This window comes from Nitrospirillum iridis, assembly GCF_014205765.1.
GTDB classification, from domain to species: Bacteria; Pseudomonadota; Alphaproteobacteria; order Azospirillales; family Azospirillaceae; genus Nitrospirillum; species Nitrospirillum iridis.
In genome coordinates, this window is the sequence record NZ_JACIIZ010000016.1 from 57,988 (window position 1) to 73,568 (window position 15,581).

Genomic DNA, 15,581 nt, shown 5'->3' on the forward strand with positions numbered 1-15,581 from the left:
CTTTTTCAGGGGCTGGCGACCCAGGGCGTGCAGCGCTGATGGCCTTGCAGGATCTCGCTGCGGCGCGCGGTGGCGGTCATGGCCGCTGTCGAGCCCACCACGACCAGGCGGTAGCGGCCCCGCATCTCCTCATCCCCGATCTCCGGCAGGGCGCCGCCGCACGGGTGTGGGGCGACGGTGGCGTGGGCGGTGTAGATGACGCGCACGTCCAGCCGCGTATTCGCCGGCACGAAGACATGGATCATGTTGATATAGCGCCACCAGGCGTCGTGTGAGTCCACCGCCGCCTCCAGGCCGCCATGGCGCAGCCGCGCCGCCAGGGCGAAGCCGTCGCCGGGATTGCCCGGCACCGCCACCAGGGTGACATATTGCGCCACGCGGGAGGTCAGCACGAAACCGTCCTCCGCTTGCGGCGCCGCCAGTGACCCGTCCACGGTGAAGGAGGTGTCGTTGCCCGCTGGCGGCGGGACGGTGTTCAGCGACTGGGCGGCCGCCCACGAATAGTGTTCCATCAGCTCATAGGCGCGGGCGCCGCCATTGCCCAGCGGTACGGCCTGCGTCCGCGCCGCCGTCAGGGTGCCAGGGGCATAGTAGCCGCCCTCCAGCCGCCCGCCGCCGGCCCGGCCCACCTCATACAGGCTGGGCGCCGGGCCCAACGGTCCCAGGGGACCCAATGGTCCCAAGGGGCCCAGGGGGCCGACGGGGCCCAGCACCGCCCACAGCCCGCCCTCCCACAAATCGCCGTGGATGGACAGGCGGCCGCTGCCGCTCAACGGTCCCCAGGCTCCCAGCGGGCCGGCGGGGCCCAGGGGGGAGGCGCCGCTGTTCCAGGTGAAAATCTGCCGGAACCAGGGACCGTATAGGCGGGAGGCCTCCCCGATCACGGCGCGCGGGCTGTCGGGGGACGTGGTGTTGCCGCCGTAGGCGCCCAAGGGCCCTTTGGGTCCCAGCGGTCCGAAGGGCCCCAGGGGCCCGCAATAGCCGAACGGGCTGTCGGTATAGGCGGGGACGGTCAGGTCACGCGCGCCGCGCGCGGCGCGATAGACCTCGATGGTGTCGGCGGTGACCATGACCGGGGCGGGCAGGGTACGGCCGAAGCGGGCTGGGCAGGTGTCGGATTGGGCGCCGGCCACGGCCGGAAGCGCCAAGGCCAGCACAATGACCAGGCCGTTCAGCAAGCGCCGGCAAGGACGTGTCATCGGCCCCTCCTTCCCCCTGGTGTCGTCGGTCAGGAGCAATATGCAATAAAAGGTTGTATTTTGCCATGCGATGAATGGCCTTACCCGGTCAGCACCGCCGCGCCGGTTTCCAGCAGGGACTTGAGGTTGGACAGGATGCGCGGCCAGCCGCCGGAAACGGCCTGGATGAACTTGCCCTCGCCAGGCTGTTCCATGACGTGGGTGACGCTGAGCTTGACCACGCCACTGTCGCCCACGGGCTCGATCTCGAAGGTGCAGCGGGAATGGCCTTCCGCCTTCAGGTCCGGCTTGAACTCGTTGCGCCATTTCAGCACCAGGCGGAAGGGTGGGGCCGCCTCCAGCACCTCGCCATTGTCGGCGATGGTGCCGTCGGGCTTGACCAGGCGCCAGGGGGAACCCGGCCGCCAGTCGCTCTCCCCATGAAAGCCGAACCAGTACAGGCGCATGAAGTCGATGTCGGTCAGCGCCTGCCACAGCTTGTCGGGCGTGGTGCGGATATAGGTGACGTAGACGAAGGCGTTGCTCATGGTGCGTTATCCTTTCCCTGTTCATCGTTTTCAGGGCCCTCCAGCCTATCCTTCAGGGCGGCGAGGGCATCCAGCCGCGGCAGGTCGAACTGTGTGATCCACCGCCGGGCGATCTGGTGGATGGGCACGGGATTGATGAAGTGCAGCTTCTCCCGTCCCTGGCGCTGCCAGGCCACCAGGTTCGCTTCCTCCAGAACGGCCAAGTGCTTGGCCACCGCCTGGCGGCTCATGTCCAGGCCCAGGCACAACTGTCCCAGGGTCTGGCCGTCCCTGGCCCGCAGGCGGTCCAGCAGCAGTCGGCGGCTGCCATCGGCCAGGGCCCGGAATACGGCGTCATCATCGGTCATGGGTCTTAATACGCAACCAAATGGTTGCCTGTCAAGGGCTGACGCAAAGGCGGAGTGGTTTTTCAACGATGGGGCGAACAGGCCTTAAGGCCGCCACAATCCGCCGGCCATGCTGTTGCAATCCTGTGACCGGCCCAGGGCGCCCAGCCTGCGGACCTCAACCTTGCGCGATGGGGCGCGGGGAACTTACAGTAGTGCGAAAATGGGGGGACGGAATGCGCGACAGGCTGCTGGTGCGCTGGGGTTTGGGGCGTACGCTCTGGGTGGTTGTCACGGTGGCGGGCTTCCTGGGCCTGCTGTTCTGGGCGCGGTGCGGCATGGCGGCGCCCGCGCGCACCTTCAGCCCCGAGCTGGTGGCCCGCAATTACTTCGGGCCCAATGGGGCCCAGCCCACCCACGCGCTGACCATCGGCAACCTGGACATCACGGTGAAGATCATCGGCGGCGTGGCGCACACCACGCTGCTGGCCACCTTCGCCAACCCCACCACGGCGGCGGTGGAGGGGGACTTCACCCTGGATCTGCCGGCGGGCTCCGTCGTTACCGGCTACGCCCTGGACGTGAACGGTGCCCTGACCGATGGCGTGCTGGTGGCCAAGCGCGCCGCCACGCTGGCCTACCAGAAGCAGGTGCGGCGCGGCGTCGATCCCGGGCTGGCGGAGGTGACGCGCGACAACGCCTTCCGCACCCATGTCTTCCCCATCTTTCCCAACCGGGGCCGGATCGTGCGGGTGGAGTTCGCCACGCCCATCGGCGTCGACCAGCCCTACACCCTGCCGCTGGTGACCCTGGACCCGGTGGCCAAGGTCAGCCTGTTGATTATCGATGGCGATACCGCCACGTCCCCCGCCCTGATGGGACCGGACGGGCTGGATCTGCGCTGGAACCCGGGGCCGGCGGGGCTGGAGGCTCGAGCCACGGCCAGTGGTATCGTCCTGGGCGGCGCGCTCACCATCGGCGGCGTGCCGCCGGCCACCCCGGTGGTGCTGACCCGCCACCACGGCGGCGACACTTTTTTCGAGGTGGATGCGCCGGCGCCGGCTGGCGCCGCGACCGCCGCCGCCGGTTCAGGTCGGGTCCGCGTCTACTGGGACCGGTCGCTGAGCCAGCGCTCGGCCGACCGGGAGACCGAGCTGGCGTTGCTGGAACGCTACCTGACCGCGGCGCAGCCCCGGGCGATCGACCTCGTCACCTTCGCTGACGGTCCGACCCGCGTCCTGCTGACCTTCGACCAGCCCAATGCCGTGGCCGGCGTCCTGGCGGCGTTGAAGGCGGTCGAGTATGGCGGCGCCAACTCCCTTGCCGGGGTGCTGAAGGCGGCCGGCGCGCCGGCTGACGCCTGTCTGTTCTTCTCCAACGGCCGATTCACCGTGGACGCCTATCAGGCGGAGCGGGTGAATTGTCCCCTGTTCACCCTGTCGGCCAGCGATGACGCCGACCATGGCTTCCTGGCGGCCCTGGCCGCCAAGTCGGGCGGGGAGCATTTTGATCTCAAGGCCCGGGGCCTGGACGCCGTGCTGGCGCGCCTGACCGCCCCCGCCGGCCGTGTCATTGACGTGAAGGCCCGTGACGGCGCGGCCCTGGATTTCACCGTGTTGCCGGCGGCGGCCGGCCGCGTGCGCCTGATCGGCCGGGCGCCGCCGTCGCTGGGCGGGATCAAGGTCACCCTGGCCGACGGCCGCGCCCTGGCGTTCGATCTGGATGATCTGCCCGCGCCGGCGGATGACGCCCTGGGCGCCCTGTGGGCTTTCGACCGGCTGGCGGAGATGACGGCATCGGACCGTCCTGACCAGAAGCGGGCCGTGGGCTTTGCCCGCGCTTATGGCGTCGCCGGTGGCGGCGCCGTCTTCCTGGTGCTGGAACGCCTGCAGGACTATGTCGATGCGGAGATCGCGCCGCCCGACAGCCTGGGCAAGGAGATGCAGAACCAGTACGCCGACTTGGTGGCGCGCATGGCCCAGTCCAAGCGGACGGCGCAGGACAACCGTCTGGTCCAGGTCATCAACGCCTGGCAGGAGGAAAAGGACTGGTGGGCCGCCAAGCCACGGCCGGCGCCGGCGAAGCAGGCAGCCGTTTCCAGCGGCGTGACGATGGGTGTCACTTCCCCGCCGCCGCCCGTCATCATGCGGGACTCGGTTTCCTCCGCGACGGTACCAGCCCCGCCGCCGCCACAGGTGGTACAGCCTCCACCTTTCGTGCCGCCGGTGGAGGTCGCCATCGACAGCCCGAGGGCGCCCATCGTTGCCGCCCCGTCGGGTGGACGCCCGGTCCCCACCGGCCCCTTGCCTGCCGGTCCCGCGCCGGCGGGCCCGGCCCGTGGAAGGACGGAAGATTTTGTCGTCACCGGCGCCCGGGCGGACGGCCATGGCGATGGGCAGGGCGCCGCGGCGGTCATCGCGGTAGAGCCGTGGAATCCTGACCGGCCCTACTTGCGCGCCTTGAAGGAGCATCTCGACGACCCGGACGCCTTCCACGCCACGGTGGTGGGGCAGGCGGACAAGTACGGGCAGGTGCCCGCCTATTACCTGGACATCGCCGAGCTGCTGTTCCGCAACGGCCGGGCGTTGGAGGCGGCGGCCATGGTGCTGAACGCGCTGGACCTGCCCGCTGCCGACAACGGCACGCTGATCATCGTCGCCGACGCCCTGATGCGTTATGGCGACGAGGCACGGGCCATCTGGTTGTATGAGAAGGTGCTGTTCCTGGAGGGCGACCGGCCCCAGCCGCGCCGCAGCCTGGCCCTGGCCCTGGTGACGCGGGCGGAGCGGGCGGCCCAGCGGGGGGCGCCGGCGGCGGTGCCGCGAGCCGACTATGTCCGCGCCCTGGACCTGTTGAACGAGATCGTCACCCGCACCTGGGCGCCGGCCTACAACGGCATCGAGATGGTGGCGCTGATGGAGGCCAACCGCCTGGTGCCGCGCCTGCAGAAGCTGGGTGTGCGCGACATCCCGCTGGATCCCCGCCTGCGCGCCCAACTGGACGTGGATGTGCGCGTCGTCCTGGAATGGAACGTGGACGCGACCGACATGGATTTGTGGGTGGATGAGCCATCGGGCGAACGCGCCATCTACAGCCATCCCCGCACCACCATCGGTGGCCGGCTGTCGCGCGACATGACCCAGGGCTATGGACCCGAGGAGTACCTGCTGCGCCGGGCGCCATCGGGCGAATACACGATCCGCGTCAACACCTACCGCACCGACCGCCTGAACCCCAACGGCCCGATCACCGTGCGCGCCCACCTATACCGCAACTACCAGCGCCAGACCGAAGAGGCGCAGGTCATGCAGATCGAACTGAAACCCGGCGAGGACGGCGCGCGCGTGGTGGGCCGCGTGGTCATCGATCATTGATGCCAAGAGACGGGGGAGGGGTGTCAGCGGCGCCTGGCCCGGCCGGCGGTCTCCCCGGCGGCCAGTTCGATGATCTCCGCCGTGATCTCCTCCTGGCGCAGGATGCGTTGCGCCGCCTGCAGGCCATCCAGCTGACGGTCGATCTGGCTGCTGGCCGCGGCCATGGCCTCCATGCGCGCCTCGTTCTCGGCGGCGAAGGCGTGCAGGGCGGCGCGGCAGAGCTGGGCGTGGACATAGTCGGCGGTCAGTTCCGCCAGCAGGGTCCGGGCCGGCAGGTTCAGCAAGGGCGGACTGCCGCCCTGCTTCCGGGGAAAGGGGGCGGGGTCCAGGGGAAACAACTGCAGCCGCTCCACCCGCATGGGCTGTCCCGGATGGGTCTGGCCATGGATGGCCTGCGCGCTGCCGATGTCGCCGGTGGCCAGCTGGCCGTACAGGGCCTGGCAGATGCGGTCCGCCAGCTTGGGGATGCCCTGCGGTTGCGCCGGCAGGGCGTGGGACCAGGCCACCTTCAGGCCACGCTCCCGTGCCAGCATCAGGCCACGCGTCCCGACGAGGAACAGGTCCGTGGTCGCCGCCTCGGCACTGGTGGCGTCCAGGGCGGCATCCAGGATGCGTTCACTGAACGGCCCGGCGAAGCCCTGCTCGGCGCAAAAAATGACCATCGCGCGCCGGGATGTCGGGGCGTATGGGCCGGTCATGCCGTCGCCGGTCATCCCTTCGCCGGTCAGGGCCAGCGCCTGCCCCGCGGCGGCTGCCAAGGCGGCGGCGTAGTGGTCCACGGTGGCCAGTTGCCCGCGCGCCTGCTGCGCCCGGGCGGCGGCCATGCCGCGCATGGCCCGCACGACGGCGCCCAGTTGGCGGATGCCCTGGACGCGGACGTTCAGGTCCGTCAGCCGGTCGGTCACCCTGCCGTCTCCTTCGCGGCCGGTGCGGGGGCGGGTGTCAGCGTCCTGGCACGGTGCATTAGGATGTCCAGCAGGGCGTCCCGGTCGGCGGGGTCCAGTTTGCCCGTGCTCTGCAGGGCGCGGACGATGGCCGGCGCCTGGCTGTCCAGCGCCGCCGGCAAGCCGGCGCGGAAGGCGGCGATGGCCTCCGCCGGCAAGGGGTCCAGCACGCCGGTCTGCAGGGCCAGGACCAGGGACACCTCCTCCGCCAGGCGCAAGGGGGCGTGCAGGGGCTGGCCCAGGATGGCCCGGATGCGGGCGCCGTGCGTCAGCTGTTCGCGCACCCGCGTATCCGGCATGCCGCCGAAGCGGGTGAAGGTCTCCAGTTCCAGGAATTGGGCGTAGTCCAGGCGCAGGGATTCCGCCGCGTCGCGCAACGCCCGGGCCTGGGTCTTGCCGCCCACCCGGCTGACGCTGGTGCCCACGTCCACCGCCGGCTTGTGGCCCTCATGGAACAGCTTGGCATCCAGCACGATCTGGCCATCGGTGATGGAGATGAGGTTGGTGGGGATGTAGGCGCTGAGGTTGCCGGCGTCGGTCTCGGCGATGGCCAGCGCCGTTAGCGATCCGCCCCCCTTTTCCGCCGACAGTTTGGCCGCCCGCTCCAGCAGGCGGGCGTGGACATAGAAGACGTCGCCCGGATAGGCCTCGCGACCGGGCGATTGCCGGGTCAGCAGGGCGATTTCGCGGTGGCTGGCGGCGTGCTTGCTCAAATCGTCGATGACGATCAGGGCGTGGCGGCCGCGGTCGCGGAAGTATTCCGCCATGGTGAAGGCGGCGAAGGGGGCGATCCACTGCAAGCCCGGCGCGCCGGCGGATTCGGCGACGACGACGATGCAGCGCTCGCGCGCCCCGCGTTGGAAGATGGCGTCGACGGCGCGGCGCACGCTGGCGTTCTTCTGCCCGATGGCGACGTACAGGCAGATCATGTCGCTGTCGCGCTGGTTGATGATGGTGTCGATGCCGAGGGCGGTCTTGCCGATGGCGCGGTCACCCACGATCAGCTCGCGCTGGCCGCGTCCCAGGGCGAACAGCGCGTCGATCACCATCACGCCGGTCTGCACGGGCTGGGTCACCAGGTCGCGGTCAGCGATGGCCGGGGCGGGGCGCTCGATGGTGTCCAGCGCCTCGGCGACGATGGGCCCCAGGCCATCCAGGGGCCGGCCCAGGGGATCGACGATGCGGCCCAGCAGGCCGGGGCCGACCGGCACCCGGACGACATCGCCGGTGCCCGTCACCGCGTCGCCCGCCCCGACCCCGCCTTGTCCCCCGTCCGCCGCGTCCAGCAGCACGCAGCCGACGCGGTCGCGGTCCAGCACCTGGGCGAAACCGAACTGGCCGCCCTCGAAACGCAGCAATTCATCCAGACGCACGCCGGGCAGTCCGGACAGCAGGGCGATGCCGTCGCCCACCTCCTCCACGCGCCCCAGTTGGGCGGTGGCGGGGCCCAGGACCGTCCCGTCCAGGCGTGACCGGGCGGCGTCAAGCCAGGCGCCGGCGCCGCCCGCGCCATCCCTTTCCGCTTCCGCGTCGGCGGCGGACCCGGTGGCGGGGTGCTCCTCAGGGGCGGTCATCATGGCTGATTTCCTGGAGAATGCGGGCCAGGTCCGCCCGCCAGCTATTGGTTATGGCCAAGTGGGGCCCGCGCAGTTCCAGGCCCGCCAGCAGGGCGGGATCGACCGTGAAGTCGATGGTGGCGGGGCGGCCCAGGGCCTCGACGATCCGCTGGCGATAGCGCTCCCGCTCCGCCGTGGGAAGGGCGGTGGCGGTGCAGGCGGTCAGGGCCGCGCCGTTCGCCGCCTGCGCCCGCGCGTCCGGCGGCAGGGCGCTGATCTCACCCACCAGACGGGTGAGGAAGGCGTCCCCCATGCCCGTCCCGTCCATGCCCGCCAGCAGCTTGCCGGCGATGTCCACCGCCAGCCGTCCGGCGTGGTCCCGCCAAGTCCGTGCCGCCGCCTGCCGTTCCTGGTCCAGGGTGTCGCGGGCGGCGGCGCGCACCGCCTCCGCGTCGGCTTCCGCCTGGGCCAGCAGCGTGGCACGGGCTTGCTCGGCCGCCTCCTGGGCGGCCTTCAGGATGTCCGCGCGTTCCTGCGCGAACCCGGCGCGCACGCGCTCGATGTCTGCCAGGGCGTCTGCGGCCTGGGTGCGGGCGGCCTGGGCGTCGGACAGCAGCGTGGCCGCCGCGGTCCGGCGCTGGTCGATGATGGCCGATATCGGACGCCAGAAAAACCGCGACAGCAGCCAGATCAGGATCAGGACGTTGACCGCCTGAAGGCCCAGCGTCCACCAGTTGATGGTCATGGCGTCACTTCAGCAGCGGGTTGGCGAACAACAGCAGCAGCGCGATGACCAGGCAGTAGATGGCCATGGTTTCTATCATCGCCAGACCGACGAACAGGGTGCGCGAGATGGTGTTGGACGCCTCGGGCTGGCGGGCCAGGGCGTCCATGGCGGCGGCCACGGCCCGCCCCTCCGCCAGCGCCGGGCCGATGGCCCCGAAGGAGACGGCGATGGCCGCGGAGATGATGCTGGCCAGGGCTAACCAGTTCATGGGGATGTCCTTTCTGTGGGCGAAGCCGCCTCGCCGCCCGCCTCGCCGGCGGTGCCGGCGATGAAGACCATGGCCAGCGTGGCGAAGATGTAGGCCTGGACGGCGCCGGTCAGCAGATCCAGGGCGATGAGGGGGATGGGAACCAGCAGTCCCGCCAGCGACATGACGATGCCGATGACGAAGACCCCGCTCATGACGTTGCCGAACAGGCGCACGATGAGGGAGAAGGTGCGGGTCAGACTCTCCACCAGGTTCAGCGGGATCATGATCGCGTTGGGCGCGGCGAAGGTGGCGAGATAGCCGCGCACGCCGCCGGCCTGGATGCCGAAATAAATGATGGCGAAGAAGACCAGCAGGGCCAGCGCCGCATCCGTCTCGACATGCGCGGTGGGCGGTTCCACCCCCGGCACCAGGGATGACCAGTTGGCGACCAGGATGAACAGGAACAGCGTGCCGATGAAGGCGCGGAAGGGGCCGGGCTCCGCCCGCATGGTGTCGCGGATCTGGCTGTCGACGACGTCCACCACCAGTTCCAGCACGGATTGCAGCCGCCCCGGCGTCAGCGACAGGCGGCGGGTGGCGGCGATGGCGCCCAGGGTGAGGATGGCCATGATGACCCAGGTCACCACCACGCCGGCCGTCACCGCCACGGGACCCAGGTGGAACAGGGCCGTGCTTTCCAGGGGGGAGTTCATGGCGCCGTCGCCCGCATCCGCCGCGTCGCCACCGCCCGCGCCGCCATCAGGCCCAGTGCCGTCAGCAGCAAGGGCAGGGCGCCCTCCAGGCTGGTCAGGGTGAGGACGCCGGCCAGCAGCCCGAAACGGACCAGCGTCGACAGCAGGGCCGCGACCCCCGCGCCCGCCGGGCTACGGCTGTCGTTCCCGGGCGCCAGCAGGCGGTCCACCCCCCGGCGCAGGTCGCGGAAATAGGCCAACCCCAGGCCGAAGCCCAGCGCCAGGTGCAGGATCAGGCTCAGGCCGGCCAGCGCTGGCGGCAGCGTGTCGAAACGGGGCATCAGGCGCGTCCCATCCATTTCCAGGCGGACCAGCATCCCAGCGCCAGCCCCAGCATCAGCAGCGGGGCTGTCCAGAACAGTCCGGAGTTGAGGGTTCGGTCCAGCCAGCGGCCCAGGAAGGTGCCGGCCAGCATGGGCATGACGATGATCCATCCCAGGACGCCGATCTGGGCCAGCCGCCGAGTCACGCCGGGTTCACCCCGCAGGCGGGCCTGACGGTGCCGGTCACCGCGTTGCCGGACGGCCGACACCAGCGGGTCGGTCGACTGATCCGGGCTATCCGGTCCTGCCGGCGGGCGGGTCATGACAGGCCGCCCCCGCCCGGACGCCGGTCGGGACGCAGGTGGCGCATGATTTGCCGGATGGCGTTCAGCTGCAGACGGGTGTCTTCGGTCCTTTCCAGGCGTTCCTGGTCAAGTTCCACCCGGAAGCGATCCAGCACGGTCTTGTCCAGCGTCTCGATGTCGCCCCCCGCGATCGCCTCACGCGTCGCGACGGTGACCTGGGTGCCGCCGGTGACGGTCAGCACGCCGCCCCGGACGGCGCAGTACCGGCGGCCGCCGTCGGCGCGCCGCCACTGCACGATGGAAATCGCCAGCCGCGTCAGCAGGTCGGCATGGCCGGGCAGAATGCCGAAGCCGCCGCTGGCGTCCTCCGCCCGCAGCGCGCGGACGTCATCCTCCTCAACGATCGTAGACAGCGGCGTGACGATGCGCAGGTTCATGCCGCCACCGCCGTGCCGCGGGCGGCGGTCTCCTTGCCGCGCGCCTCTTCCAGGGTGCCCACCATGTAAAGCGAGCTTTCCGCCCAGTCGTCGGTCTCGCCATCCAGGATGGCGCGGCAGCCGGCCAGCGTCTCGGCCAGCGGCACGGTCCGGCCCGGCGTGCCGGTGAAGGCCTCCGTCACCATGAAGGGCTGGGCGAGGAAGCGCTGCAGCCGCCGGGCCCGGGCCACGACCAGGCGATCGGCGCTGCCCAGCTCCTCGACGCCCAGCAGGGCGATGATGTCCTCCAGTTCCTTGAACCGGGCCAGTGTTTCCCGCGCCCGTTCGGCGATGCGGTAGTGCGCCTCGCCCACCACCAGCGGGTCCAGCAACACGGAGGAGGAGGACAGCGGGTCGATGGCGGGGTAGAAGCCCTGCGCCGCCAGGGACCGCGACAGCATGATGACGCTGTCGGTGTGGCTGGAAACGGCGGTGACGGCGGGGTCGGTGAAGTCGTCGGCCGGGACGTAGACGGCCTGGATGGCGGTCACCGACGCGCCCGCCACGGAGGCGATGCGTTCCTGCAGGCCGGCCACTTCCGTCGCCAGCGTGGGCTGATAGCCGACGCGGGAGGGCAGGCGGCCCAGCAGGCTGGACAGCTCCGCCCCCGCCTGGACAAAGCGGAAGATGTTGTCCATCAGCAACAGGACGTTGCGGTGTTGCTGGTCGCGGAAGTGTTCCGCCATGGTCAGGGCGGTCAGCGGCACGCGCCAGCGTGCGCCGGGTGGTTCATTCATCTGGCCATAGACCAGCACGGTGCGTTCCAGCACGCCGGAGGCCCGCATCTCCGTCCACAGCTCGTGGCCTTCGCGGGAGCGTTCGCCCACGCCGGCGAAGACGGAAATGCCCTGGTATTTCTGCACCATGGCCTGGATCAGTTCCATGACCAGCACGGTCTTGCCCACGCCGGCACCGCCAAACATGGCGGCTTTGCCGCCCCGGGCCAGGGGGGACAGCAGGTCGATGACCTTGATGCCGGTTTCGAACATGGCATCAGCGGCCAGGGTCTGGGACAAGGGCGGCGGCGCGTTGTGGATGCCGCGCCGGACGGTGCCGGCCGGCAGTGGCGGGCCGTTGTCGCGCACGTCCCCCACCACATCCAGCAGGCGACCCAGGACGGGGTCGCCCACCGGAACCTGGACGGGCGCGCCGGTATCGACCACCGCCACGCCCCGGGCCAAGCCGCCGGTGGCCTGCAGGGCGATGGCGCGCACCGTGCCGTCATCCAGGTGGCTGTGCACCTCCAGGGTCAGCGCTTCCGGCCGATCCCAGGCCACGGTCAGGGCGGTGTTCAAGGGGGGCAGATGCGCTTCCGGAAAGGCCACGTCCACCACCGCCCCCCGCACCGCGACGACCTTGCCCGCCGCCACCTCGCGCGCGCCCGTCTCGCCTACGGCGTCTGCGTCCCGCATGGCCTCATCCATTGCCGGCGGGCGCCCCGACGGTGCCCGATGCCGTCATCGTTGGCCCTGGACGGGACGGGACGCATTGATATTGATCAAGGAGAACCAATCGGTCGGGTGAATGGATTGCCGGCCGGCGTATCGCGGGCCTGGCGCTCCCCCTTTCACAGCGTCTTTCGGAAGAAGGCCACGATTTCGGCATCGAACCGCTGGTGGAAGGTGGAGCGGTCGAAGCCCTCTTCGCTTTGGCAGATCTGGGGTGCCGTCTTCTCCAGAATGGCGGAGCAGGGGACCAGGAAGTCGAAGTGGCGGGCGTGCGGCACCACATGGGTTTCCGGCGGCTGGGGCAAGGCCAGGCGCACGGCTTCGGCATAGTAGGGATGGGGCAGGATCTCGTCATCCTCCGCCCGCCACAGCTGCACCGGCACCCGCACCGCCGCCAGGCCGTCATCGGCGAACGCGAAGCCCAAGGCGGGCGCGGCGGCGACGATGGCGCGGATGCGGGCATCCGGGGTGATGCGGGGTGGGGCGATGGCGCGGGGCAAGCCGCCATCTGGCAGATGGGCGGCGATCAGGCGGCAATCGTAGAATTCCGGATGGGCCGCGCAGTGTGGGCCGATGCGGTTCAGGTCCGGCCGGCCGCCGGCCGCCGCCAGCACGGTGTAACCGCCGGCGGAAAAGCCGAAGGCGCCGATGCGGGCCGGATCGACGGCGTCGGCCCAGGTGGCGATCATATAGCTGATCAGCAGGCTCAGTTGTCGCGGGCGGTTGGCAACATCGGCGGCGCGGCTCTGATCCTTCACGTTGTCGCCGGTGTGGGTCAGGGCCGCCACCACGAACCCCGCCTCCGCCAGCGCTTCGGCCGTGTCGGCGTGACCAACGGCGTTGCCACCGTTGCCGTGGGAGATGACGATCAGGGGAAGACGTCCGCCTCTCAGCGGCGCGTTCAGGGCCACGGTTCGGGTCAGGGGTCCCACCTGGGTGGGCTGGGCCGCAGCGTCCGTCGGGTACCACATCGCCACCTCCACGGCGGCGTCCTGGCCGTCCGGCATGGACAGCCAGCGGAAGCCAACGGCGGCGGATGCGGGGGCGGGCAGCAACGACAGGCAGGACAGGGCGAGGGCGAACAGGGCGGCGGCGGACGATGGAAACGTCGATTTGATTGCTGCGGGTTTGAACATCGGGAACAGATCCGGCGCTGGTGGTTGGGACGTCCTTTTGTGCCGTGCGATGTCGAGGAAAGCCGGGGGGAATGCGTGAATGGGCGAACGGGTTCGGTGCCGGGCGAACGGGTAGCCGGGCTGTTCGCCGGCGCGGCCCATGGTATGAAGGCGCCACTGGATATGGCGGTTGCATGGGGCCGGGCATGCGCGACGGGTTGAAGCATGGAATAGCGGCAAGGGAGAGCATGCTGGGGGACTCCAGGTCCTGGGCGCGCGCCTTTGTCGCCGCCACGGCGGCGGGCGTGATCCTCGGGCTGGTGGGGCCCTTCGGCAGCTTCTACAATGAGTCCCTGCCTGTGCTGGTGGCTTATTGGGTGGTCGCGCTGTGGTTGGGCACGGGCCTGTTGGGCGTGACCTTGCGTCTGGCCTTGGCCCGCGCGAATGGCTGGTCACTGCCCCGCGCGTTGGGCTTGGTGACGGTGATGTCCGCCCTGTCGGCGCTGCCCCTGGCCGTGGTCTGCCGGGTTGTGGCCCTGGCGCTATGGCCTGGCCCCATCGCCCGTATCGGCTGGTCCTTGTGGTATGGTCAGACCCTGCTGATGTCGCTGTGCTGCGCCCTGGCCTACGGTGTTCTGGGTGGCTACCTGCGCCGCGCGCCGGTTCCACCCGCTCTTGTTCTTGATCCGGGACAGCCCTTGAAAGCTCCGGCCTCGGGATCTTTCCTGGACCGTCTGCCGCCTGCCCTGGGCCGGGATCTGATCGCCCTGCAGATGGAGGATCACTATGTTCGCGCCCATACCCTCGTGGGTTCGGCGCTGGTGTTGACCCCCCTGCATCAGGCGATCGCCGAACTGGGGGCGGTGCCGGGGCTGAAGGTGCACCGCTCCTGGTGGGTGGCGCGGGCCGCCGTGGCCGGGGCGGTACGCGATGGCCGCAACCTCCGCCTACGCCTCACCACGGGGTTGGAGGCGCCGGTGGCGCGGGCCAACGTCGCCGCCGTACGCGCGGCGGGTTGGCTGGTTGGGGTGGATTGAGGGCCCAAGGATCAATTTTTCGAGGACAAATCCAATGGTCGCCACCCTGACCCCCGACCCGTTGACGCCCGCGCAAGTGGTGGACGGCCAGCTGCGCGCCTACAACGCCAAGGACGTCGACGCCTTCATGGCCTATTGGGCGGAGGACGCGCGCGTCTACCAGCACCCCGATACCCTGCTGGCCAGCGGGGCGGCGGAGATCCGCGCCCGTCATATCGTCCGGTTCCAGGAACCCAACCTCCACGGCCGTCTGGTGCACCGCATGGCCGTGGGCGCCACGGTGGTGGACCATGAGGTCGTGACCCGCACCTTCGCCGACGGCCCGGGAACGGTTGAGGTCATCGGTATTTACGAGGTGGTGGCGGGGCGCATCAGCCGCGCCTGGTTCACCCTGAGCACACCGGTGCTGGACCCGCCGGCACCCGCTCTGGAATAAAGGGCCGCGTTTCAGCACATCTTTACCGAAAGGGTTCCCGCCGTGGCCGTCACCATCTATGGCATCAAGAACTGCGACACCATGAAGAAGGCCCGGGCGTGGCTGGAGGCGCGTGGTGTCGACCATGCCTTCCACGACTACAAGGCCGTGGGCATCGACCGGCCCCGGCTGGAGGCGTGGTGCGACGCGCTGGGGTGGGAAACGGTGTTGAATCGCGCCGGCACCACGTTTCGCGCCTTGCCTGACGCCGACAAGCAGAACCTGGACGCGCCCAAGGCGGTGGCCCTGATGGCGGCGCAGCCCTCCATGATCAAACGCCCGATTCTGGACCTGGGGGGGCGGTTCATCGCCGGATTCAAGCCGGAACGCTATGACGAGGCGTTCGCCGCCCTGGGGCGCTGAGCCCCGCCGATTCCACCCCTGGGGCCTCTGGGCGGGGCCCACCCCCCAGGGGTGGCGGGTTCCCATCGAGCGCTGAAAAAAGGAACATGAGGAGAACATTTGCGCTTGAAGTTCCGGGAACGTTCTGGCAACTCTAGGGTCATGAACGGCCGGGCGACAGAAGCGCCGGCCCCGGAACAGACAGCGGGTGGAGGGGTGAATGGCGTACATTGCAGTCCACGACACGATGCATGGTGTCGGCTTCGCTCCACAATCCTCCTTGCTGCGCCGTCGCGCGCTGAACCGGGCCGGCGCCAATGGCGGCCGCCTGCTGCGTGATTTTGTGGCGTTGGCCAGCTTGTTCGCCACCCTTTACGGCGCCGTGCTTATCCTGGGCGCCGCCATGGGCAACTGACGCCCTCCGTCTTGCGCAATCATTTCCCCAAATGCAAACAACCCGCCGGT

The 15,581-nt window shown here is 70.1% G+C and carries 18 protein-coding genes; 5 read left to right on the top strand and 13 right to left on the bottom strand.

Translation table 11 applies throughout. The annotated features are described in order from the left end of the window. Positions 1 to 5 precede the first annotated feature (5 nt). The 3 genes from FHS74_RS23910 to FHS74_RS23920 all read right to left on the bottom strand — a co-directional run bounded on the left by FHS74_RS23910 (position 6) and on the right by FHS74_RS23920 (position 2,073). A complete protein-coding gene (locus tag FHS74_RS23910; protein ID WP_184806382.1) occupies positions 6 to 1,199 on the bottom strand; it encodes a hypothetical protein in 1,194 nt (397 codons plus the stop codon). An 80-nt stretch (positions 1,200 to 1,279) separates the two neighbouring features. Continuing rightward, positions 1,280 to 1,726 (bottom strand): SRPBCC family protein, encoded by a 447-nt coding sequence (locus tag FHS74_RS23915; RefSeq protein WP_184806385.1) that lies wholly within the window; start codon positions 1,724 to 1,726, stop codon positions 1,280 to 1,282. Beyond that, positions 1,723 to 2,073 (bottom strand): ArsR/SmtB family transcription factor, encoded by a 351-nt coding sequence (locus FHS74_RS23920; RefSeq protein WP_184806388.1) that lies wholly within the window; start codon positions 2,071 to 2,073, stop codon positions 1,723 to 1,725. The genes FHS74_RS23915 and FHS74_RS23920 overlap by 4 nt, the downstream gene beginning before the upstream one ends. A gap of 215 nt (positions 2,074 to 2,288) precedes the next feature. Between FHS74_RS23920 and FHS74_RS23925 the strand changes: the two genes are divergently transcribed. Then, a complete protein-coding gene (locus tag FHS74_RS23925) occupies positions 2,289 to 5,426 on the top strand; it encodes a VIT domain-containing protein (protein ID WP_184806391.1) in 3,138 nt (1,045 codons plus the stop codon). A gap of 23 nt (positions 5,427 to 5,449) precedes the next feature. Here the strand turns inward: FHS74_RS23925 and FHS74_RS23930 are convergent, their stop codons facing one another. From FHS74_RS23930 to FHS74_RS23975, 10 genes are all read right to left on the bottom strand, one after another. Beyond that, entirely contained in the window at positions 5,450 to 6,331 is an 882-nt protein-coding gene (locus FHS74_RS23930) for a F0F1 ATP synthase subunit gamma (protein ID WP_184806394.1), read from the bottom strand. Then, the gene (locus tag FHS74_RS23935) at positions 6,328 to 7,947 is read right to left on the bottom strand and encodes a F0F1 ATP synthase subunit alpha (protein WP_246463329.1); all 1,620 of its coding nucleotides are present in this window, start codon (positions 7,945 to 7,947) and stop codon (positions 6,328 to 6,330) included. Before FHS74_RS23935 ends, FHS74_RS23930 begins: the two co-directional genes overlap by 4 nt. Further along, positions 7,931 to 8,671 carry a F0F1 ATP synthase subunit B gene (locus tag FHS74_RS23940; RefSeq protein WP_184806397.1) on the bottom strand — a complete coding sequence of 247 codons (741 nt, stop codon included), beginning with the start codon at positions 8,669 to 8,671 and terminating at the stop codon, positions 7,931 to 7,933. Before FHS74_RS23940 ends, FHS74_RS23935 begins: the two co-directional genes overlap by 17 nt. Before the next feature lie 4 nt (positions 8,672 to 8,675). Next, positions 8,676 to 8,921, bottom strand: a complete 246-nt coding sequence (locus FHS74_RS23945) for a F0F1 ATP synthase subunit C (protein ID WP_184806400.1) — start codon at positions 8,919 to 8,921, stop codon at positions 8,676 to 8,678. After that, positions 8,918 to 9,616 carry a F0F1 ATP synthase subunit A gene (locus tag FHS74_RS23950; protein WP_184806403.1) on the bottom strand — a complete coding sequence of 233 codons (699 nt, stop codon included), beginning with the start codon at positions 9,614 to 9,616 and terminating at the stop codon, positions 8,918 to 8,920. Before FHS74_RS23950 ends, FHS74_RS23945 begins: the two co-directional genes overlap by 4 nt. Beyond that, positions 9,613 to 9,936, bottom strand: a complete 324-nt coding sequence (locus FHS74_RS23955) for an N-ATPase subunit AtpR (protein WP_184806406.1) — start codon at positions 9,934 to 9,936, stop codon at positions 9,613 to 9,615. The genes FHS74_RS23950 and FHS74_RS23955 overlap by 4 nt, the downstream gene beginning before the upstream one ends. Next, positions 9,936 to 10,241 (bottom strand): AtpZ/AtpI family protein, encoded by a 306-nt coding sequence (locus FHS74_RS23960; protein ID WP_184806409.1) that lies wholly within the window; start codon positions 10,239 to 10,241, stop codon positions 9,936 to 9,938. Before FHS74_RS23960 ends, FHS74_RS23955 begins: the two co-directional genes overlap by 1 nt. Beyond that, entirely contained in the window at positions 10,238 to 10,660 is a 423-nt protein-coding gene (locus FHS74_RS23965) for a F0F1 ATP synthase subunit epsilon (protein WP_184806412.1), read from the bottom strand. Before FHS74_RS23965 ends, FHS74_RS23960 begins: the two co-directional genes overlap by 4 nt. After that, positions 10,657 to 12,111: a F0F1 ATP synthase subunit beta gene (gene atpD / locus FHS74_RS23970; protein ID WP_184806415.1), complete on the bottom strand. Its 1,455-nt coding sequence runs from the start codon at positions 12,109 to 12,111 to the stop codon at positions 10,657 to 10,659. Before atpD ends, FHS74_RS23965 begins: the two co-directional genes overlap by 4 nt. A 155-nt stretch (positions 12,112 to 12,266) precedes the next feature. Next, positions 12,267 to 13,283, bottom strand: a complete 1,017-nt coding sequence (locus FHS74_RS23975; RefSeq protein WP_184806418.1) for an alpha/beta hydrolase family protein — start codon at positions 13,281 to 13,283, stop codon at positions 12,267 to 12,269. 227 nt (positions 13,284 to 13,510) lie between these two features. On the opposite strand from FHS74_RS23975, the gene FHS74_RS23980 reads away from it, so the two are divergent. The 4 genes from FHS74_RS23980 (at position 13,511) to FHS74_RS23995 (ending at position 15,531) form a co-directional block, all read left to right on the top strand. Next, positions 13,511 to 14,299 (top strand): LytTR family transcriptional regulator DNA-binding domain-containing protein, encoded by a 789-nt coding sequence (locus tag FHS74_RS23980; RefSeq protein ID WP_184806420.1) that lies wholly within the window; start codon positions 13,511 to 13,513, stop codon positions 14,297 to 14,299. A gap of 34 nt (positions 14,300 to 14,333) precedes the next feature. Continuing rightward, complete coding sequence (locus tag FHS74_RS23985) at positions 14,334 to 14,735, top strand: nuclear transport factor 2 family protein (protein WP_184806422.1); 402 nt, start codon at positions 14,334 to 14,336, stop codon at positions 14,733 to 14,735. Between the two features lie 42 nt (positions 14,736 to 14,777). Then, positions 14,778 to 15,137, top strand: coding sequence for an ArsC family reductase (locus tag FHS74_RS23990; protein WP_184806424.1), 360 nt, complete (start codon positions 14,778 to 14,780; stop codon positions 15,135 to 15,137). A gap of 199 nt (positions 15,138 to 15,336) precedes the next feature. Continuing rightward, the gene (locus FHS74_RS23995; RefSeq protein ID WP_184806426.1) at positions 15,337 to 15,531 is read left to right on the top strand and encodes a hypothetical protein; all 195 of its coding nucleotides are present in this window, start codon (positions 15,337 to 15,339) and stop codon (positions 15,529 to 15,531) included. Positions 15,532 to 15,581: the final 50 nt, after the last annotated feature.